This is a genomic window from Streptomyces sp. 5-10 (genome assembly GCF_014712245.1).
Lineage (GTDB): Bacteria > Actinomycetota > Actinomycetes > Streptomycetales > Streptomycetaceae > Streptomyces > Streptomyces violaceusniger.
Genome location: NZ_JACVYG010000001.1, coordinates 282047 through 300276 on the forward strand (window position 1 = coordinate 282047; position 18230 = coordinate 300276).

Sequence of the window (18230 nt, forward strand, 5' to 3'; positions counted from 1 at the left end):
CGTCACGCGTGACGCTCGGGCCGTCGCCATCGCATGTGACGCGCGGGCCGTCAGTGCCGCGCGCCCGAGGCGCGGACGCGAAACCCGGCCGGGGTCTCGCCCGAGCGCCGCCGGAAGAACTTGGTGAAGACGGTGGCGTCCGGGAAGCCCAGCCGCTCACCGATGGCCGTGGCGGACAGATCGGTGTGCACCAGCAGCCGCTTGGCCTCGAGCAGCACCCGGTCGTCGATGAACCGCTTGGCACCGCATCCCACGGTGGCGCGGGTGGCCCGGGTCAGCGTGCGGACGCTGTAGCCCAGCTGGTCCGCGTAAGCCTCGACCCGGTGGGTGCGGGTGTAGTCGCGCTCCACGGCCTGCTGGAAGCGGCGGAACGCCTCGCTGCCCGCCGTGTCCCCGCTCTGGGTGCCGGGCAGATGGGCCAGCCGCAGCACGAGGACGGCGACGAGGTGGCGCACCACCTCGACATGCGCCTCCAGCGGCCCGGCCACCGTCCGGTACTCGCTCTCCAGCAGGTTCAGGACGCCACGGACGGCCTCGGCGTCGGCACCCTCGGGCACCACCAGCGGGGACCGCGAGGCGGGCCGGTCCAGCCGGGCGACCGCGGCGGTGGCGGCGCCGAGATAGCCGGGCGGGAAGAGCACGGCGGTGCCGTCCGCCGCGCCGAGGGCGGACCGGAACTGGTGGATCTGCCCGGGGCGCACCCACATCCAGCCGCCTTCGGTCAGCTCGTGCTCGGTGAAGTCCACCGAGCAGCGGAGCGTCCCGGAACACACGGTGATCAGCTGGTGGAAGGCGAGCCGCATCGGGGCGTGGACATCGAGGCCATGGCTCCGGGCGCGGGCGGCGAGTCCGGGGAAGTCCAGGACGGCCGCTCCCGGCGGGGCTCCCACGGAGGGCCGGAACGGAACCTCGGTGACATCATGGTGTCCGTTTCTGTCCATAGCGCGTCTTCAGTGTACGGCTGGTGTGCCCTGGTCCGCATCTAGCGTGGAGTGCGGTGCGGTGAACGGGTGACCGAAAGAGTCCCCGTGGTCACCGTTTCCCCTTCCACCGAGAGCATTCCACCGAGAGAGCCGAGGGAGCGCGCCGCCGTGCGATTGATCGTGGGCATGACAGGAGCAACGGGTGCCGTGTTCGGCGTCCGGCTGCTGGAGACGCTGGCCGAGCTGCCCGAGGTGGAGACCCATCTGGTGCTCAGCCGCTGGGCGCGCACCACGATCGAGCTGGAGACCGGCCGGTCCGCCCGTGAGGTGGCCGGGCTCGCCGATGTGACCCACTCCCCCGAGGACCAGGGCGCCACCATCTCCTCCGGCTCCTTCCGCACCGACGGCATGATCATCGCGCCGTGCTCGATGAAGACCCTCGCCGGGATCCGCGCCGGATACGCCGACGGTCTGGTGGGCCGCGCCGCGGACGTGGTCCTCAAGGAGCGGCGCCGGCTCGTCCTCGTACCGAGGGAGACCCCGCTCAGCGAGATCCACCTCGAGAACATGCTGGCGCTCTCCCGGATGGGCGTGCGGATGGTCCCGCCCATGCCCGCCTTTTACAACCACCCCCGGTCGGTGGACGACATCGTCGACCACATCACGGCCCGCCTCCTCGACCAGTTCGACCTGCCCGCGCCCGCCGCCAAGCGGTGGGAGGGCATGCGCGCCGCCCGCGGCCCGAAGCCCACCGCCGCCTGATTCCCCCCACCTCTCCCCCACTTGGAGTTCCCATGGCCTACGACGACTTCCGCGGCTTCCTCGACACCCTCCGGAAGGAGGGTCAGCTGCTGCACATCGACGACGAGGTGATGCCCGAGCCGGACATCGCCGCCGCCGCGAACGCCGCCCCGCGCCTGGGCGGCCACGCCCCCGCCCTGTACTTCGACCACGTCAAGGGCTTCACCGACGCGCGGATCGCGCTCAATGTGCACGGCTCCTGGGCCAATCACGCGCTCGCGCTCGGCCTGCCCAAGGAGACCGGCACCAAGGAGCAGGTGGAGGAGTTCATCCGCCGCTGGGACACCTTCCCGGTGGCCCCCGAGTGGCGCGAGAACCCGGTGTGGGCCGAGAACACCCTGGAGGGCGAGGACGCCGACATCTTCCGGGTGCTTCCGCTGATCCGGCTCAACGACGGCGACGGCGGCTTCTACCTCGACAAGGCGGCCGTGATCTCCAAGGACCCCGCCGACCCCGAGCACAGCGGCAAGCAGAACGTCGGCGTCTACCGCATCGAGGTCAAGGGCAGGCGCACGCTCGCCATCCAGCCGGTGCCGATGCATGACATCGCCCAGCACCTGCACACCGCCGAGGAGCGGGGCGAGGACCTGCCCGTGGCCATCACGCTCGGCAACGAGCCGGTGATCTCCATCGTGGCCTCCACCCCCATGGAGTACGAGCAGAACGAGTACGAGCTGGCCGGCGCCCTGCGCGGCGCCCCCGCCCCGATCTCCAGGGCACCGCTCACCGGGCTGCCCGTGCCGTGGGGCAGCGAGGTGGTCATCGAGGGCGTCATCGAGGGCCGCAAGCGGGAGATCGAGGGGCCGTTCGGCGAGTTCACCGGCCACTACTCCGGCGGCCGGAACATGCCCGTCATCCGCATCGACCGGATCTCCTACCGCACCAGCCCCATCTTCGAGCACCTCTACCTCGGCATGCCGTGGACCGAGGTGGACTATCTGATCGCCGCCAGCACCTGTGTGCCGCTGTACAAGCAGCTGCGCCGCGACTTCCCCGAGGTCCAGGCGGTCAACGCGATGTACACCCACGGGCTGGTGGTCATCGTGTCCACCAAGAAGCGCTACGGCGGCTTCGCCAAGGCCGTCGGCATGCGGGTGCTCACCACTCCGCACGGCCTCGGCTACGCCGCCACCGTGATCGTGGTGGACGAGGACGTCGACCCGTTCGACCTCCCCCAGGTGATGTGGGCGCTGTCCACGAAGATGAACCCGGCGGGCGATCTGGTGCGGATCCCCAATCTGCCGGTGCTGGAGCTGGCCCCGCAGGCCATCACGCCCGGTATCACCGACAAGCTCATCATCGACGCCACCACCCCCGTCGCCCCCGACCACCGCGGCAACTACGGCACCCAGGTGCGCGATCTGCCCGAGACCGCCGAGTGGCTGGCCCGGCTGCAGAGGCTCGCCGCCGCCCGCTGACCACACCACACCACCCCGCCCCACCCCACCTCACGGAAGGACCTCGGATGTCCGACAACACCGCTCCCCCGCGCCCGGCCGCGCTGTGCCCACGCTGTGCCCACGAGACGATCGAGCACATCACCGGCTCCCCCGTCCCCGGCGCCTGGGAGGTGCTCCAGTGCGCACGGTGCCTGTACATGTGGCGCACCAGCGAGCCCGCACGGCGCACCCGGCGCGACGCCTACCCCGCGGAGTTCATGCTGACGCCCGAGGACATCGGCGCCGCGCCGGAGGTCCCGGCCGTTCCGCCGCTGCGCGGGCCCGAAGCCGGAACGGCTACCAGGTGACGGGGAGTTCGTACACTCCGTAGATCACCGCGTCGTACTTGAACGGGATGTCCGCCAGGTCCGCCGCCATCCGCAGGGTGGGGACGCGGCGGAACAGGGCGGGGTAGACCACCTGGAGTTCCATCCGGGCCAGCGGCTGGCCGAGGCAGTGATGGGTGCCCGCGCCGAACGCCTGGTGGTGGCGGGCGTCCCGGCCGATGTCCAGCCGGTCCGGGTCCGGGAAGACGGCCGGGTCCCGGTTGGCCAGTTCGCCGAGGAGGATCACCCCCTCACCGGCCCGGATGGTCCGGCCGGCGATCTCGATGTCCTCCAGCGCCGTCCGGCGGCGTCCGAGGTGGACGACGCTGAGGTAGCGCAGGAGTTCCTCCACCGCGGAGACGACCACCTTGGGGTCGTCGGCCTCGCGGACACGGGCGAGCTGTTCGGGGTGCTGGAGCAGCAGCAGCGTCCCCATGGTGATCATGTTGGCCGTGGTCTCGTGGCCGCCGAGGAGCAGCAGCACACCCATCGCGGCGGCCTCACGGCGGGTCAGCTCACCGGCGGTGATCTGCCGGCCGAGCCCGGAGAGCAGATCGTCACCGGGCCGGGCGAGCTTCTCCCCCACCAACTGGTCCAGATACCCGTACAGATTGGTGTGTGCGGCGGCCCGCTCCTCGGGCGTGGCCACGGCGGAGACGAGGACCTTGCTGTTGGTCTGGAAGAACTCGTGGTCCTCGTACGGGACGCCCAGCAGCTCGGAGATGACCAGCGACGGAAGCGGCAGCGCGAGCGCCTGGACGAGGTCGGCCGGTTTGGGCCCGGCCAGCATGCGGGTGATGAAGTCGTCCACCATCTCCCGCACGACCGGGCGCATCGCCTCGACCCGCTTGATCGTGAAGGCGCCGCTGACCATGCGGCGCAGCCGGGCGTGCTCCGGATCGTCCATGCCGACGAAGCTCAGGTCGGTGGAGGGCCGTTCGCCGCCCGTGTGCGGGACGGGGCTGGGGAAGCCGGGGTGGGAGAAGTCGGCGCTGAGCCGGGGGTCGGAGAGCAGGGTCTTCTGCTCGGCGTGGCCGGTCACCACCCAGGGGGTGCTGTCGTTCCAGGACCGGACCCGGGTCAGCGGGCCCCGGCTCGCCAGCCCGCGCAGCTCCGGGGACGGGTCGAAGGGGCAGACCGCGGCGCGCGGCTGGGGGAAGGCGGGGATCTCGGCCGACGCGTCGTCGGCCACGGGCGAGGTGGTCATGGTCTTCCTCCGATGGTCGGTCGGGAGTGGGCCCCCGCGGTGGAGGCACCGGCCACCACCACGCTCGACGGCATGGTCACGTGGACTCGCTCAGCTGGATCGCGGCGGCCGGGCAGACGCTCGAGGCCTCCCGGACGGCGGTGTGACGGGGGCGAGGAGCAGGCCGGTGATGGCGTCGGTGAGCGCGCCTGCCGTGTCGTCCCAGGACGGCTGGCGCGTACTGGTCCCCTCGGCGAGGGCGCGCTCCCGTTCGGCACAGGTGTGGGTGATCAACTGGCGGGCCATGTCGCCGCGTTCGGCCCGCACCTCGGCGGGCAGCGCGTCCAGGCAGCCGCCCAGGCCGTAGAGGGTCTCCCGCAGCGGCTCCCGGGTGAGGGCCTCGTCGGTGACGATCGCCCGCAGCACGGGGTCGGTCATCACCTGGACGGCGAACCGGGCGTACCAGGAGGGGGCGCCCAGGGTGGCCAGGTGCTCGGTGGCGGGGCGCACCAGGCAGGCGACCCAGTCCCGGACCTCCTCGCTGCCGCGGGTCTCCTCCACCATCCGCTGCCGGATCTCCTCGATCGCCTCGGAGTGCTTGCGCATGATGGCGCGCACCAGATCCGCCCTGGTGCCGAAGTGATAGCCGACCGCGGCCACATTGCCCTGCCCGGCCGCCTCGCTGATCTGCCGGTTCGACACCGCGACCAGGCCGTGCTCGGCGTAGAGCCGCTCCGCCGCGGCCATGATGGCCTCGCGGGTCCCGGCGGAGCGGACGGTGCGTGCGTCGGCCACCGTGGCCTCCCGTCTCCGTGGTTCCTGTGAGCTGTGGCGGCCACTCTAAAACGCATGAATTAAATAAAGCAACTGATTGAAGCGAGACCCAAGAGACATCGGATCTGTGATCGGGCCCCTTTATGGCGATAGCGGTAACTATGCCGGAAACATGGTCTAGTTACTTCGACACACCTCCAGCCATTTCCTCTCCAGCCGTTGACCCCATCCGATGTTTCTCCTACGTTGCGGTCGAATCGCAACCGGGGAGGCTGTAGATGAGACCCGCGCTCAGGCGCATATCCGTGGTCGCCGCGGCAGCGGCGGTCCTGACCGCGCTGCCGGGCGCCGCATCGGCCGAAGGACGGCCCCAGGGGCGTATGTATCACGTCGCCACCTGGGGCGCCGACCGCGACAGCGGCAGCTCGCTCCATCCGTTCCGCACCATCGGCCGCTGCACCGAACAGGTGCGGCCCGGGGACACCTGTCTGATCCACCGTGGCCGCTACCAGGAGCGGGTCGCCCCGCCCTCGGGCACCGAGGACGCGCCGATCACGCTCGCCGCGTACGGCGACGGCACGGTCACGGTGGACGGCACGAGAACCGTCACCGGCTGGAAGGACGCGGGCGGCGGTCTGGTGGCCGCCGATGTGGACCTCCCGCTCGACCGCAGCGAGAACGCGCTGTTCCTGGACGGCGAGCGCGCCATGGAGGGCCGCTGGCCCAACTCCGGCCCCGATCCGCTCAATCCGTCCTGGGCGGTGGCCGAGCGCTCCTCCACCGATCAGCACATCGACGACCCGGATCTGCCGGACGGCGACTTCACCGGCGCCACCGTCCATCTGTGGGCCGGTTCCAACCCGTGGAGCCAGCAGACCGGCACCGTGACCGCCACGTCGGGCGGCGCCCTCGACTTCAAGGGCGGCAACTACCGCTGCACCCCGCTGTGCATGGGCGACCAGAACTACCGCAACTACTACCTGGTCGGCGCCAAGACCACGCTGGACCAGCCCGGTGAGTGGTACTACGACAAGGACGCGCGCCGCCTCTATCTGGTCCCGCCCAAGGGCGGTGTCGCGGGCCACACCGTGACCGCGAAGTACGAGAGCTGGGGCGTGGACCTCTCGCGCAGCTCCCATGTCACCGTCCGCGGCCTCGATCTGTGGGGCACCTCGCTGCGTACCGGCGCCGACAGCACCGGTGTGCTGGTCGAGGGGATCCAGGCCCGCTACATCTCGGAGTTCTCCACGCTCCCCATGCCACGCGACGACGAACTGGCCATCCCGCCGGGCGAGGGCCACATCGTCGCCTCGCGGGTGCTGAACTCCGGTGTCCAGATCCTCGGCCGGGGCAACACCCTGCGCGACAGCGACATCGGCTACTCGGCGGGCACGGGTGTGCTGCTGCGCGGCAGCGGCAACACCGTCACCGGCAACTACATCCACGACGTGGGCTGGATGGGCAGCTACACCCCCGGTATCGAGGTCAACGGCAGCGGCCAGACCGTCACCCACAACACCATCCGGCGCACCGGCCGGGCGAGCATCGACACCGCCTGGCAGCTGAACGGTGTGCCCTTCCACGACAACCGGATCGCCTACAACGACCTCTCCGAGGCGATGCGCACCTCGCGCGACGGCAGCCCGTTCTATGTGTGCTGCAACCTGGACGCCACGGGCACCAGCGTGGACCACAACACCGTGCATGACGCGGACGGCCAGGTGGGCTACTACATCGACAACTCCTCCAGCAACTTCCTGCTGCACCACAACGTGGCGTACAACACCGGCACCCGCGGCACCTTCTTCAACGGCCACAGCGGTGTCAGCCTCGGCAACCGCGACCACAACTCCTCGTACGGCACGGGCATTTCCACCGCCGCCGTCCGGCTGAGCGGCGCCACCGACGCCACCGGGACGTATGTGAGCAACGACGTGGCGCGCACGCCTATGGAGATCTCCGGCCCCGGCGACCCCGCCCCCGTCGTACGGAACAACCTGCTGCCGCCCACCGATCCGCGCTACACCGACGCGCGCAACGGCGAACTCTGGCCGCGCGCGGACTCCCCCGCCATCGACGCGGGAGAGAAGGTCGACGGGGTGACCGGCGAGGTCCGGGGCGACGGGCCGGACCAGGGCGCGTACGAGTACGGCGAGCCCATCTGGTCGTCCGGCTGCCGGCTGGCGGGCTGTGAGTCCCGGGTCCGCAACGACGGCTGGAAGGCGACCGCCTCGGGTGGCGCAGATGCCTCGGCCGCCGTGGACGGGGTGCAGACCACCCAGTGGAAGGGCGACGCTCCCCAGGCCGCCGGTCAGTCGCTCACCGTCGATCTGGGCACCGCCAAGACCTTCGGCCGGCTGGCGATCGACGCGGGTCTTGACGCCACCGGACACCCCTACGGCTTCACCGTCTCGGTCAGCCGCGACGGTGAGCACTGGGGGACGCCGGTGGCCCGGGTCAGCGGCCGCTCCTTCACCCAGGACGCCGTCTTCGAGCAGCGCACCGCCCGCTATCTGCGGATCGAGCTGACGAAGCCGGGCGAGAACCCGTGGGCGGTGAACGAGATCCGGCTCTACGCCGACGGCCCCGACGCGGCCGCCACCCTTCAGGCCGAGCGCGCCGAGGTGGTCCGGGGCGTCGAGCGCGGCGAGGCGGCCACCTCGGTCCTCGGAACGGGGGACGCGATCGGCTTCCGGGGCGTGCGGTTCGGCGCGGGCGCGGACACGCTGACGGTACGGCTGGCGTCCGGCGGCTGCGGGGACTGCTCCCTGCGACTGCGCCTGGACTCACCCGAAGGACCGGTGGCGGCCACGCTTCCGGTGCGCGGGACCGGTGGCACCGACGAGTGGCGGGAGCGTTCGGTGCGTCTCCCCCGCACGGTGACCGGCTCCCGTGATGTCTATCTCGTCGCCACCGGCGGCCACCGGGTGGCCGCCGTGGACTGGCTGACGTTGCGTTAGCCCCGAGGAGGTGGGGGCGTGGCCGCTCCCTGGCGGACCGCGCGCCCCACCTCCGTCCGCAGCGCGATGAACTCCGGCAGCCCCCGGGTGGCGATCTGGTCGCGCTCGGCGGGCAGCGCCACCGGCAGGTCCGCCCGCACCCGGCCCGGCCCCGGAGCCAGCACCACCACCCGGTCCGCCACATAGACGCTCTCGTCGATGTCATGGGTGACCAGCAGAATCGTCATCCCCTCGGCCCGGTGCAGCCGCAGCAGCAGATCCTCCAGATCCTCCCGGGTCTGGGCGTCCAGCGCGCCGAACGGCTCGTCCATCAGCAGCAGCGCGGGCCGGGCGGCCAGGGCGCGGGCGAGCGCGACGCGCTGCTGCATGCCGCCCGACAGCTGCCAGGGGTGGCGGCGGGCGGCGTCGGCCAGGCCCACCTGCTCCAGCATGGCCACCGCCGCCGCGTGGCGTTCCGCGCGGGGCAGTCCGCGCCGCCGCAGCGGAAGGGCCACGTTCTCCCGCACCGAGAGCCAGGGGAAGAGCGAGCGGCTGTAGTCCTGGAAGACCACTCCGAGCCGGTCCGGGACGCCGTCCATCGCCTCCCCGTCCAGGGTGATCCGCCCTGCGGAGGGGCGGAGGAGGCCCGCGACACAGCGCAGCAGGGTGGACTTGCCACAGCCGGAGGGGCCGACGAGGGTGAGCAACTGCCCGTCGGGGACGGTGAGTTCGATGTCCCGGAGCACATCGGGGCCGTCGCCGTAGCGATGGCTGAGACGGTCGATCCGCAGCATGTCCGCCTCACCGGGCCCAGGGCTCGTACGCCGGGGAGTCGTCGGCGGGGACCCGGACCTGGAGCAGCAGCGGGCCGTCGTCGCGGCCGAGGGCGAGGGCCCGGTCGAGGGCCTGGGGAAGGCGGTCGGGGCGCTCCACCCGTTCGGCCGGGCAGCCGAAGGACCCGGCGAGCGCGGCGAAGTCGATGCCGCCGATGTCGGTGCCCGGCACGGGGGCGATGCCGATGCGGTGGCCCAGCGCCTTGACCGCGCCGTAGCCGCCGTTGTCCAGCAGGACGTAGCTCACCGGGGCGCGGTGCCGGGCCGCGGTCCACAGGGCCTGCACCGAGTAGAGCGCCGAGCCGTCGCCGACGACGCACACCACCCGTTCGCCGTCCGCGAGGGCGCGGCCGACCGCGAGCGGCAGCCCCCAGCCCAGCGCGCCGCTGCCGGTGGTGAGGAAGCGGCCCTCGCCGCTGATGGGGAGGCGGGCGTGGAGGGCGTCGCGGTGGCTGGGGGTCTCCTCGACCAGCACGGTGTCCCGGGGCAGCCGCTGGCGCAGCAGGTCCATCACCAGCTCGGCGGAGATCTCCTCCGCCGAAGTGGCCGGCAGCGGCCCGGGGGCGGGCCGCGGCGGTGGCGCGGGCCGGTCGGCGGGCCGGACGAGATCGGTGAGGGTGCGCAGGGCGGGGCGGAGGGTGGTGACGATGCTGGTGCCCACCGGGAGCCACGCGGCCTGCGCGGGGTCGCAGTCGAGGTGGTACAGCTCGGTGCCGTCGGCGAGCGGCGGGGCCTCGGTGTGCACGTGGTAGGTGAAGAGTGGCGCGCCGAGCGCGACCACCACGTCATGGGTGGCCAGCCGCTGCGCCAGCTGGTCGGCGACGGGCGGCAGAAAGCCCTGGAAGAGCGGGTGGCGTTCGTCGAAGCCGGAGCGTCCGGAGAGCGGGCTGATCCATACCGCGGCCCGCAGCCGCTCGGCCAGCTCCGCCACTTCCCGTACCGCGCGCTCGTCGTCCACGCCCGGCCCGACGACCAGCGCGGGGCGTGCCGAGGCGTCGAGTGCGCGGGCGAGACCGGTGAGCGCGTCGGGGTCGGCGGTGTAGCCGCCGTGGACGGTGCGCGGGGCGACCGGCTCGGCGGGGCGGTCCCAGTCGTCCTCCGGTACGGAGAGGAAGACCGGGCCCCGGGGGTGGCTCATGGCGACGCGGTGGGCCTCGGCGAGCGCGGCCGGCACATCGGCGGCCCGCTCCGGCTGCCTGCTGAACTTCACGTACGGGCGCGGGAACCGGGCCGGTTCGTCGGCGCCGAGGAAGGGCCGCAGCGGGAGCAGCGCACGCGACTGCTGCCCCGCGATGATCACCACCGGCACCCGGTCCCGGTAGGCGTTGAACACCGCTCCCAGGGAGTGGCCCACTCCCCCGGCGGAGTGCAGGCTGACCAGCGCCGCCCGCCCGGTGCCCAGGGCGTGGCCCGCGGCCATGGCGACGGCGGTGGACTCCTGCAAGCCGAGCACGTAGCGGAAGTCCTCGGGCCAGTCGCGGAACATCCGCAACTCGGTGGAGCCGGGGTTGCCGAAGACGGTCGTCATCCCGGTGGCGCGGCACAGGGCCAGCACCGCCTCGCGGACCGTCGTGGTCGGGGGGTGGGCGGTGGGCTCGGCCATGGGGCCACCTCCTCTGCTGGGTGTGGGGGCGGGTCCTGCCTCTGCTGGATGGGGGCGTGTCCCGCGTACGTACGGGTGGTCAGGTGCGGTGCGCGGCGCGGTGTCTGCCGAGAGTCAGGCGCTCGACGGCGAGCAGTGCGGTGTTGAGCAGGTGCCCGAGCGCGCCGAGCAGCACCATCACGGCCCACACCGTGAGCAGATCGGAGCGGGTCTGCGCGTCGGTGAGCGAGAAGCCTATGCCGTCGGCGGTGCCGGGCAGCAGCTCCGAGAACACCATCAGGATGAGCGAGAGCGACAGGCTCAGCCGCAGCCCGGCGAAGATACGCGGGAGCGCGGCGGGCAGATACAGCAGCACGATGCGCTCGGCCGGCCGCATCCGCACGGTGGCGGCGACCTCCAGCCGCAGCGGGTCGATGCCACGGACCCCCTCGGCCGTGTTGATCAGTACGGGCCAGATGGCGCCGAAGACGATGGAGGCCAGCTGCATCGGCGTGCCGAGGTCGAAGACCACGACGAAGACGGGCACCAGCGCGGGCGGGGGCACGGCGCGGGCGAACTGCAGCACAGGATCGCACAGCGCGTACACGGTGCGCGAGCGGCCCAGCGCGAGCCCGAGCACGATGCCACCGGCCGCGGCGAGGGCGAATCCGGCGAGCACCCGGCCGAGGCTGGGCAGCAGATCGCGGACCGCCGCGTCGGTGAGGAACGCCCGTTCGGCGGGGCCGGAGAACCACAGGTGAAAGCCGTGTTCGACGATCCGGGAGGGCGTCGGGAAGAAGACGCTGCCATGGGCCCGCGCGGCGAGTTGCCACAGCACCACCGCCACCGCCGGGACGCCGAGCCGCAGCGCGAGGGTCCGGGGCAGCCGCCGTGCGGCCCCGGCCGAAGTGGCCGGCGTGGTCATGCGCGGCTCCCGCGGTGCTCGGGCGCCCAGGGGAACAGCCGCCGTTCGACCGCGGTGAGCGCGAGGTTGATGACGAGGCCGAGCGCTCCCGCCCACACCACTCCGGCCAGCACATCGCGGGTGCCGTCGGTGGCCATGCCCGCCTGGGCGATGAAGGTGCCAAGGCCCTCGCCGAATCCGGCCAGGATCTCGCTGGCCACGGCGAGGATCAGGGCGGTGGCCGCCGCGATGCGCACCCCGGCGGCGATGAACGGGGCGGCCGACGGCAGACTGGCCATCAAGAGGACGGCGAGCCGCCCGAAGCCGAAGGCGCGCAGCGTGTCCTTGGCCAGCGGATCGGTCTCGCCGAGCCCGTAGACGGTGTTGAACAGCACGGGCCAGACGCACGCGTAGGTGACGAGGGCGACCGTGGTCCCGCTGCCGGCGCCGAGCAGCAGCGACACCAGGGGGATGAGGGCCACCGACGGCACCGGGCGCAGGAACTCGATCAGCACCCGCGCGGCCTGCGCGGCCGTCGGCACACTGCCCAGCAGCAGCCCGAGGGGGATCGCGAGGGCGCAGGCGAGGGCGAGCCCGGTGGCCCATGCCTCGAGGGTGGCGCCGACGCCGTTCAGGAAGGCGGTGTCGCCGCCGAGTTCGACGGCCCGTACCAGCACCTCCGAGGCGGGCGGCAGGTAGGCGCGCCGCACCATCCCGGAGCGGCCCAGGGCCTCGCAGGCGGCGAAGGCCACCAGCACGCCGACGGCGCCGAGCAGCGCGCTCCTGGCCCGCCCGGTGCGCTTCCGCCCGGCCGTCGCGGGGCTCACTCGGCGGGCTGGTAGAGGACGGCGGCGGGGTCGAGGTCCTTGGTGAGCAGCTTCTGCGCCCGCATCAGGGAGATGAGCCGCTTCAGCTGGGCGGCGCTGGAGGTGACCGGGTAGTCGGGCAGGCCGATGGCGGCGGCCTCCGTCGGCTTGATCTTCGTATACCCGGGCAGCGCCTTCTCCACGGCGCCGCGGTCCTTGGCGGCCACGGCCTGGGCGGCGGAGATGGCGCGCTGGAAGGCGGCGGCGGTCTTGGGGTACTTGTCGATGAAGGTGTCGGTGGTGACATAGCCGCTGAGCGGCAGTCCCGCGACGGGCGCCGCGTTGCCGTCGACCACCGTACGGGCCTTCAGCTCGCGCTTGAGCGCGGTGACGAACGGCTCGGCGGCGTGCACGGCGTCCACCTGGCCCCGCTCCAGCACCGAGCCCATCTGCGGGAACGGCACCTGCCGGTACTCGGGCCGGCCGGCTCCGGCCTTTCCGAGGGTGGCGTTGAGGGTGAGCGACTGGATGTTGTTGAGGATGTTGACCGCGACCTTCTTGCCCTCGAGGTCCCGCGGCTCCTTGATCGTGGAGTCGGAGGGCACCAGCACATCCATCATGTGCGGGGCGTTGCGCGCGCCCTCGGCCAGCACCCGGGTGGCCAGGGTGCCCTTCTCGCGGGCCTGGAGGAACGTCACGAAGTTGGCGCCGCCGATGACGTCCACCTGGCCGTGGGCGAGCGCGGGCAGCGCCTGGACGCTCTGCTGGACCGGCTGGACGCGGACGTCCAGCCCTTCCTTCGCGAAGAGCTCGCGGTCCATGGCGATGTGCAGGGCGGCCACGTCGGCGAGCGGCAGTCCGGCCACCGTGATCGTCTTCTTCTCCGGCCCGCCCGGGGCGCCGGAGTCCTGGTCGGAGCCGCCGCATCCGGCGATGAGCACGGCGGTGACCGTGGCGGTCGCAGCCAACTTTGCCGGGGACAAGCGCAGTTGGACTCTCATGGCATTTCACGATAGGGGCCGTGCGCCGTTCACACCATGGTCGGGAACACCTCGTCGAACAGGTCGAGCATGGCCCGCCAGGCGCGTTCGGCGGAGGGCCGGTGGTAGCCGATCCCCGGGCGGGCCACGGGATCGGGTTCGAGGTCGGGGTGGGTGAAGCTGTGCGGGGCGCCGCCGTGGAGGTGCATGCGCCAGTCCACCCCGGCGGCCCGCATCTCCTCCTCGAAGGCCAGACGCCGCTCGACCGGGATGAACGGGTCCTCGGACCCCACACAGACCAGGACCTTGCCGGTGATGTTGGCGGCGTCCTCGGGCCGGGTGCTCTGCAGACCGGGGTGGAAGCCGACCACGGCCTTGAGGTCCGCGCCGCTCCGGGCGAGTTCGAGGGCCATGGTGCCGCCCAGGCAGTAGCCGATGGCGGCCAGCCGCGAGGTGTCGGCCCGGGGCTCCGCGGTCAGCACCGCGAGCCCGGCTCCGGCGAGGGCGCGCATGCGGTCGGGGTCGGCGAGCAGTTCGTCGACCCGTGCGAACATCTCCTCGCGGTCCTCGATGAACCGTCCGCCGCCGTGGTAGTCGAGGGCGAAGGCCACATAGCCGAGTTCGGCGAGCCGGTCGGCGCGCTCACGCTGGTGGTCGGTGATGCCGGGCCCCTCATGGGCGATCAGCACCGCGGGGCGCCGGTCCGTGCCCCCGGGCAGTGCCAGATGGCCCACCATGGTCGTGCCGTCCACGGGGTATTCGATGCGTCTGGTCGTCACCATCGCCGCGTTTCCTTGTCCTTGTCCTTGGGCTGGGGCTTCTGGGGCTTCTGGGGCTTCTGGGCGTCGAAGTGTGTGCTCTGGGGCGTTCCTGGACTTCGAGCCGGATGGGGGGAAGCTAACAGCGGCGGCGTGCCGGGCCCGTGCCGCTTCGCCGGGGGCCGATTCGGTCTGCCGACAGCGAAGGCGCACCGAGTGGCCGGGCGGCGTATGGCAACGGCGGTCGGCGCCTGGCAGAGTGCGGGCCATGGACCATTCAGCCCATTTCCACCGTGAGATCGTGGCGTTCGAGCAGGCGGCCCGTGGCGCCGCCGACGGGTCGGACGCGCCGCTGATCCCCTCCTGCCCCGGCTGGACGATGTCGGATCTGGTGCTGCACCTGGGCGGGGTGCATCGCCTGGTCGCCCGCGTCATCCGGGAACGGCTCGACCAGCAGCCGGACATCACGGACGCCACCCTCTTCGAGCTTCCCGAGGACCGCGAGGGCTGGCCGGCGCCCACGGGCGGGCCGCATCACGGCCCGGTGCCGGTGAGCCTGGTCGACTGGTTCGCCGAAGGGGCCGCCCGGCTCGAGGCGCTGTTCCGGAGCGAGGATCCGGGGCTGGCGGTGTGGACCTGGTCGGCGGAGCGGACCGTGGGATTCTGGCTGCGGATGCAGACCATCGAGGCGGCCCTGCACCGCTGGGACGCCGAGCAGGCGGCCGGCGGGCGGACCCGGCCTATGGAGCCCGACCTCGCGGTGGACGCCGTGGCCCAGACCTTCGAGGTGATGGCCCCGGCCCGGCGGGCGTGGCGGGAGGCCCCGGCCGGGGCGGGCGAGTCGTTCCGGTTCCGCCGGACCGACGGTCCGGAGCTGTGGGCGGTCCGCTTCGACGGCGACGACGTACGGCTCACCACCGGCGCCGCGGACGAGGACACCGACGGGGCGTCCCACGATGTGGAGCTGGCCGGGACCGCGTCGGACCTGATGCTGTTCCTGTGGCAGCGGCTCCCCGCGGACCGGCTCGACAAGGTGACCGGCGACCAGGCGGTGCTCGACCGCTACTTCACCCTCGTCCCGCCCGTGTGAACCGCCTCGGCGAGCCCGTGTGAGCCGTGCCCGGCGAGCCCGTGTGAACCGCGCCCGGCGCGTCGGCGTCCCGCGGCCCAGGCCGCGGGGTGCGACCATGGCCGGGAGCTGACCACGAGCGAGGGAGCCGCGAATGAACAGCGCCGATCTGCTGGCCGACGCCTTCGAGCGGGTGCGCGAGGAGGTGCGGTCGGCCGTGGACGGGCTCTCGGAGGACGAGTTGGCCGTACGGCTCGACAGCGGGGCCAACTCGATCGCCTGGCTGGTGTGGCATCTGACCCGGATCCAGGACGACCACATCGCCGACGCCGCGGGCACCGAACAGCTGTGGACGTCCGAGGGCTGGGCCGAGCGGTTCGGCCTGCCGTTCCCGCCCGAGGCCACCGGCTACGGCCACCGGAGCAAGGACGTGGCGGCGGTGCGGGCGGACGCCGAGCTGCTCACCGGGTACTACGACGCCGTCCACGAGAACACGCTGGCGTACGTGCGCGGCCTGCGCGAGGCCGATCTCGACCGGATCGTGGACGAGCGGTGGACCCCGGCGGTGACCCTCGGTGTCCGGCTGGTCAGTGTGATCGCGGACGATCTGCAGCACGCCGGGCAGGCGGCGTTCATCCGCGGCGCGATCCGCAGGCGATAGCGCGAGACCACCGGGAACAGAGACCGTCGCCTCGCCCGCATTGACATGCAGGCAATCACCTGCATAACGTTCGGTGTGAGCTCAGAGATGGACAAGGTCTTCAAGGCGCTGGCCGACCAGACCCGGCGGTATCTGCTGGACCGGCTGCATGAGCACAACGGCCAGACGCTGGGCGAGCTGTGCCGGCGGCTGGAGATGACCCGCCAGTCGGCGACCCAGCATCTGGCCGTCCTCGAGGCCGCCAATCTGGTCAGCACGGTGCGGCGGGGCCGCGAAAAACTCCACTACCTCAACCCCGTCCCCCTCAATGAGATCCAGGAGCGCTGGATCGACAAGTTCGAGCGCCCGCGGCTGCGCGCGCTGAGCCTGGTGAAGCGACAAGCGGAGGAAGCGATGGCCGACAAGCCCGCGTTCGTGTACGTCATCTACATCGAGAGCACCCCGGAGAAGGTCTGGCACGCGCTGACCGACGCCGACCTCACGGCCGAGTACTGGGGCCACCGCAATGTGTCGGACTGGCGGGTCGGCTCCCCGTGGGAGCATCAGCGGACGGACGGCTCCGGCACCGCCGATGTCGTCGGCACGGTCGTGGAGAGCTCACCGCCCACCCGGCTGGTGACCACCTGGGCCGCGCCCGACGCCGATGCCGCCGCCGAGCCCTCCCGGGTCACCTTCGACATCCAGCCGCACGGCGACATCGTCCGGCTGACCGTGACCCATGAGAACCTGGCCGACGAGGCCGAGCGGACCGCGGTGGCCGGTGGCTGGGCCGCGGTGCTGTCCAATCTGAAGTCGCTGATCGAGACGGGGAGCCCGCTGCCGCAGCAGCCCTGGCTGATCCCCCGGTGAACCTCGGCCCGCGTGGGACGTGGGGCGTGGGACGTGGGGGCTCGCCGGGCCTCACCGCGCGGCCCCACCGTCCCGCACCGCGATCCCCAAGGCGTCGGCGAGCATCGGCGCGAGCTCCATCAACTGCCCGCTGTCGATGGTGGCGCCGCCCAGCGCGTCATAGCCGTCGGCGATCTCCAGCCGGGTGGCCCCCCGCAGATCGACCTTCGCCATCCGCGCCTTGCCGAACCGCACCCCCTCCAGCGCCGACCCCGGAAACGCCACCTCCGTCAGCCCCGCGCCACCGAGGTCCACATCGCGCAGCAGACAGTCCACGAAGGTGACGTTCCGCAGCGTGGCGGTGCGGAGATTCACCGATTCCAGCTTGCATCGGTGAAAGGTCACCCGGTGCAGCCGCGCGGAGAACATCTCAAGACCGGCCAGCACACAGCCGCCCAGCTCGCCGTCCAGCCAGTCGGTGTCCGCCAGGTCGGTGCCGACCCATCGCACCCCGTCCAGCCACACCTCGTTGAACCGGGCCCCGCGGCCACGGCCCCCGGTGAAGGTCACCGAGGAGAACGCGGACTCCAGGAACCGGGCGTGGTCGCACACGGCGCCGTCGAAGGCGTCGCCGTCCAGATGAACGGTGTCGTAGTCGCCTCCTTCCGCCAAGTCCCCGTCGAACGGCCGCAGATGGTCCGCGAAGGGCAGATCGGCGAGTTCACGGGGGGACGGCACCATGCGGGGCTCACTTTCCTGGGGCGGACCGCGTACGAGGCCGATACTGCCACCCGCGACCGACATCCCCTCCGCGACCGCCGGAGGGGCAGCCCCCGGGCCGCCGTACGCTCACCTGAGGGATAACGTGCGCCGGATGGCCCACACTCCGGTGTGCTGAACGCATTTCCCCAGGACTTCCTCCGTTAAATCGGACTGTCCGATTTATTCGCTCTGCGACCCAACACGGAGGAAACCATGCAGATCGCGAAGAAGGCCGCCCTGCTGGCCGCCACCGCCGGCACCCTGGTGCTCCTCGGCACCGGCACCGCGGCCGCCAACGGCTACGGCGGCAGCTCCGAGAGGAGCACCGGCGTCCCCACCAGCTTCGACATCGACAGCTTCATCTTCCAGAGCAACGACTGCGACACCGCCACCGGCGCGACCACCGCCACCGCCGTCGGCGCTCCGACGGGTGAGATCAACATCGGCAGCACCTGCATCAACGCCATCGGCGGCTGACGCAGGAACAGCCGCTGACGACCACGGTCACCGGCCCACCGCGCTCCTCTCGCCCCTCGGGGGCGGGGGGAGCGCACCCATCTTCGACTCGATGGCTTGGTACGCCGAACGGGCCACTCCCCGGTGCGCTTACCCGACTTTTTCCAGATTTCCTCCGTTAAATCTGATCGTCAGATGTCTCG

General features: G+C 72.1%; 18 protein-coding genes. 8 read left to right on the top strand and 10 right to left on the bottom strand.

Going from position 1 to position 18230, the window contains the following annotated elements; all coding sequences use genetic code 11:
- Window positions 1-50: 50 nt before the first annotated feature.
- Window positions 51-941 (bottom strand): helix-turn-helix transcriptional regulator, encoded by an 891-nt coding sequence (locus tag IEJ02_RS01335; RefSeq protein ID WP_191062922.1) that lies wholly within the window; start codon window positions 939-941, stop codon window positions 51-53.
- A 150-nt stretch (window positions 942-1091) separates the two neighbouring features.
- On the opposite strand from IEJ02_RS01335, the gene IEJ02_RS01340 reads away from it, so the two are divergent.
- The 3 genes from IEJ02_RS01340 to IEJ02_RS01350 are packed head-to-tail and all read left to right on the top strand — an operon-like array spanning window position 1092 to window position 3471.
- Window positions 1092-1685, top strand: coding sequence for a non-oxidative hydroxyarylic acid decarboxylases subunit B (locus IEJ02_RS01340; protein ID WP_191062923.1), 594 nt, complete (start codon window positions 1092-1094; stop codon window positions 1683-1685).
- 32 nt (window positions 1686-1717) lie between these two features.
- Window positions 1718-3142 carry a non-oxidative hydroxyarylic acid decarboxylases subunit C gene (locus IEJ02_RS01345; RefSeq protein ID WP_191062924.1) on the top strand — a complete coding sequence of 475 codons (1425 nt, stop codon included), beginning with the start codon at window positions 1718-1720 and terminating at the stop codon, window positions 3140-3142.
- A gap of 47 nt (window positions 3143-3189) precedes the next feature.
- A complete protein-coding gene (locus IEJ02_RS01350) occupies window positions 3190-3471 on the top strand; it encodes a non-oxidative hydroxyarylic acid decarboxylases subunit D (protein ID WP_191062925.1) in 282 nt (93 codons plus the stop codon).
- Here the strand turns inward: IEJ02_RS01350 and IEJ02_RS01355 are convergent.
- Together IEJ02_RS01355 and IEJ02_RS01360 are read right to left on the bottom strand one after the other, a co-directional pair.
- Window positions 3461-4696 carry a cytochrome P450 gene (locus IEJ02_RS01355; RefSeq protein WP_191062926.1) on the bottom strand — a complete coding sequence of 412 codons (1236 nt, stop codon included), beginning with the start codon at window positions 4694-4696 and terminating at the stop codon, window positions 3461-3463. The genes IEJ02_RS01350 and IEJ02_RS01355 overlap by 11 nt on opposite strands.
- 90 nt (window positions 4697-4786) lie before the next feature.
- Entirely contained in the window at window positions 4787-5422 is a 636-nt protein-coding gene (locus tag IEJ02_RS01360; protein WP_191063112.1) for a TetR/AcrR family transcriptional regulator, read from the bottom strand.
- A 305-nt stretch (window positions 5423-5727) separates the two neighbouring features.
- Between IEJ02_RS01360 and IEJ02_RS01365 the strand changes: the two genes are divergently transcribed.
- The gene (locus IEJ02_RS01365; RefSeq protein ID WP_191062927.1) at window positions 5728-8409 is read left to right on the top strand and encodes a carbohydrate-binding protein; all 2682 of its coding nucleotides are present in this window, start codon (window positions 5728-5730) and stop codon (window positions 8407-8409) included.
- On the opposite strand, the gene IEJ02_RS01370 is transcribed toward IEJ02_RS01365, so the two are convergent.
- The 6 genes from IEJ02_RS01370 to IEJ02_RS01395 form a co-directional block, all read right to left on the bottom strand.
- Window positions 8406-9182 carry an ABC transporter ATP-binding protein gene (locus tag IEJ02_RS01370; protein WP_191062928.1) on the bottom strand — a complete coding sequence of 259 codons (777 nt, stop codon included), beginning with the start codon at window positions 9180-9182 and terminating at the stop codon, window positions 8406-8408. The two genes, IEJ02_RS01365 and IEJ02_RS01370, sit on opposite strands and share 4 nt — an antisense overlap.
- Window positions 9183-9189: 7 nt before the next feature.
- Window positions 9190-10824 (bottom strand): benzoylformate decarboxylase, encoded by a 1635-nt coding sequence (gene mdlC, locus IEJ02_RS01375; protein ID WP_191062929.1) that lies wholly within the window; start codon window positions 10822-10824, stop codon window positions 9190-9192.
- A 79-nt stretch (window positions 10825-10903) separates the two neighbouring features.
- Window positions 10904-11728, bottom strand: coding sequence for an ABC transporter permease (locus IEJ02_RS01380; RefSeq protein WP_191062930.1), 825 nt, complete (start codon window positions 11726-11728; stop codon window positions 10904-10906).
- On the bottom strand, window positions 11725-12534 hold the full coding sequence (locus tag IEJ02_RS01385; RefSeq protein WP_191062931.1) for an ABC transporter permease: 810 nt from the start codon (window positions 12532-12534) through the stop codon (window positions 11725-11727). The genes IEJ02_RS01380 and IEJ02_RS01385 overlap by 4 nt, the downstream gene beginning before the upstream one ends.
- A complete protein-coding gene (locus tag IEJ02_RS01390) occupies window positions 12531-13514 on the bottom strand; it encodes an ABC transporter substrate-binding protein (protein ID WP_191062932.1) in 984 nt (327 codons plus the stop codon). Before IEJ02_RS01390 ends, IEJ02_RS01385 begins: the two co-directional genes overlap by 4 nt.
- Before the next feature lie 29 nt (window positions 13515-13543).
- Window positions 13544-14275 (bottom strand): dienelactone hydrolase family protein, encoded by a 732-nt coding sequence (locus IEJ02_RS01395; RefSeq protein WP_191062933.1) that lies wholly within the window; start codon window positions 14273-14275, stop codon window positions 13544-13546.
- A 244-nt stretch (window positions 14276-14519) separates the two neighbouring features.
- Here IEJ02_RS01395 and IEJ02_RS01400 point away from each other — a divergent pair, with 244 nt between their 5' ends.
- The 3 genes from IEJ02_RS01400 to IEJ02_RS01410 all read left to right on the top strand — a co-directional run bounded on the left by IEJ02_RS01400 (window position 14520) and on the right by IEJ02_RS01410 (window position 16830).
- Window positions 14520-15341, top strand: coding sequence for a maleylpyruvate isomerase family mycothiol-dependent enzyme (locus tag IEJ02_RS01400; RefSeq protein WP_191062934.1), 822 nt, complete (start codon window positions 14520-14522; stop codon window positions 15339-15341).
- A 133-nt stretch (window positions 15342-15474) separates the two neighbouring features.
- Window positions 15475-15981 (top strand): mycothiol transferase, encoded by a 507-nt coding sequence (locus IEJ02_RS01405; protein WP_191062935.1) that lies wholly within the window; start codon window positions 15475-15477, stop codon window positions 15979-15981.
- An 87-nt stretch (window positions 15982-16068) separates the two neighbouring features.
- On the top strand, window positions 16069-16830 hold the full coding sequence (locus IEJ02_RS01410) for an ArsR/SmtB family transcription factor (protein ID WP_191063113.1): 762 nt from the start codon (window positions 16069-16071) through the stop codon (window positions 16828-16830).
- A 51-nt stretch (window positions 16831-16881) separates the two neighbouring features.
- Here IEJ02_RS01410 and IEJ02_RS01415 read toward each other — a convergent pair whose 3' ends face one another.
- Window positions 16882-17550, bottom strand: a complete 669-nt coding sequence (locus tag IEJ02_RS01415; RefSeq protein WP_191062936.1) for a pentapeptide repeat-containing protein — start codon at window positions 17548-17550, stop codon at window positions 16882-16884.
- Between the two features lie 234 nt (window positions 17551-17784).
- On the opposite strand from IEJ02_RS01415, the gene IEJ02_RS01420 reads away from it, so the two are divergent.
- Window positions 17785-18048, top strand: a complete 264-nt coding sequence (locus IEJ02_RS01420; protein ID WP_191062937.1) for a hypothetical protein — start codon at window positions 17785-17787, stop codon at window positions 18046-18048.
- The last annotated feature ends 182 nt before the right edge of the window (window positions 18049-18230 follow it).

Excerpts from the sequence above, each read along its gene's own strand:
- IEJ02_RS01335 (WP_191062922.1), bottom strand. The coding sequence starts at position 941 with ATGGACAGAAACGGACACCATGATGTCACCGAGGTTCCGTTCCGGCCC.
- IEJ02_RS01345 (WP_191062924.1), top strand. The coding sequence starts at position 1,718 with ATGGCCTACGACGACTTCCGCGGCTTCCTCGACACCCTCCGGAAGGAG.
- IEJ02_RS01350 (WP_191062925.1), top strand. The coding sequence starts at position 3,190 with ATGTCCGACAACACCGCTCCCCCGCGCCCGGCCGCGCTGTGCCCACGC.
- IEJ02_RS01355 (WP_191062926.1), bottom strand. The coding sequence starts at position 4,696 with ATGACCACCTCGCCCGTGGCCGACGACGCGTCGGCCGAGATCCCCGCC.
- IEJ02_RS01360 (WP_191063112.1), bottom strand. The coding sequence starts at position 5,422 with ATGGCCGCGGCGGAGCGGCTCTACGCCGAGCACGGCCTGGTCGCGGTG.
- IEJ02_RS01365 (WP_191062927.1), top strand. The coding sequence starts at position 5,728 with ATGAGACCCGCGCTCAGGCGCATATCCGTGGTCGCCGCGGCAGCGGCG.
- IEJ02_RS01370 (WP_191062928.1), bottom strand. The coding sequence starts at position 9,182 with ATGCTGCGGATCGACCGTCTCAGCCATCGCTACGGCGACGGCCCCGAT.
- mdlC (WP_191062929.1), bottom strand. The coding sequence starts at position 10,824 with ATGGCCGAGCCCACCGCCCACCCCCCGACCACGACGGTCCGCGAGGCG.
- IEJ02_RS01380 (WP_191062930.1), bottom strand. The coding sequence starts at position 11,728 with ATGACCACGCCGGCCACTTCGGCCGGGGCCGCACGGCGGCTGCCCCGG.
- IEJ02_RS01390 (WP_191062932.1), bottom strand. The coding sequence starts at position 13,514 with ATGAGAGTCCAACTGCGCTTGTCCCCGGCAAAGTTGGCTGCGACCGCC.
- IEJ02_RS01395 (WP_191062933.1), bottom strand. The coding sequence starts at position 14,275 with ATGGTGACGACCAGACGCATCGAATACCCCGTGGACGGCACGACCATG.
- IEJ02_RS01400 (WP_191062934.1), top strand. The coding sequence starts at position 14,520 with ATGGACCATTCAGCCCATTTCCACCGTGAGATCGTGGCGTTCGAGCAG.
- IEJ02_RS01405 (WP_191062935.1), top strand. The coding sequence starts at position 15,475 with ATGAACAGCGCCGATCTGCTGGCCGACGCCTTCGAGCGGGTGCGCGAG.
- IEJ02_RS01410 (WP_191063113.1), top strand. The coding sequence starts at position 16,069 with ATGGACAAGGTCTTCAAGGCGCTGGCCGACCAGACCCGGCGGTATCTG.
- IEJ02_RS01415 (WP_191062936.1), bottom strand. The coding sequence starts at position 17,550 with ATGGTGCCGTCCCCCCGTGAACTCGCCGATCTGCCCTTCGCGGACCAT.
- IEJ02_RS01420 (WP_191062937.1), top strand. The coding sequence starts at position 17,785 with ATGCAGATCGCGAAGAAGGCCGCCCTGCTGGCCGCCACCGCCGGCACC.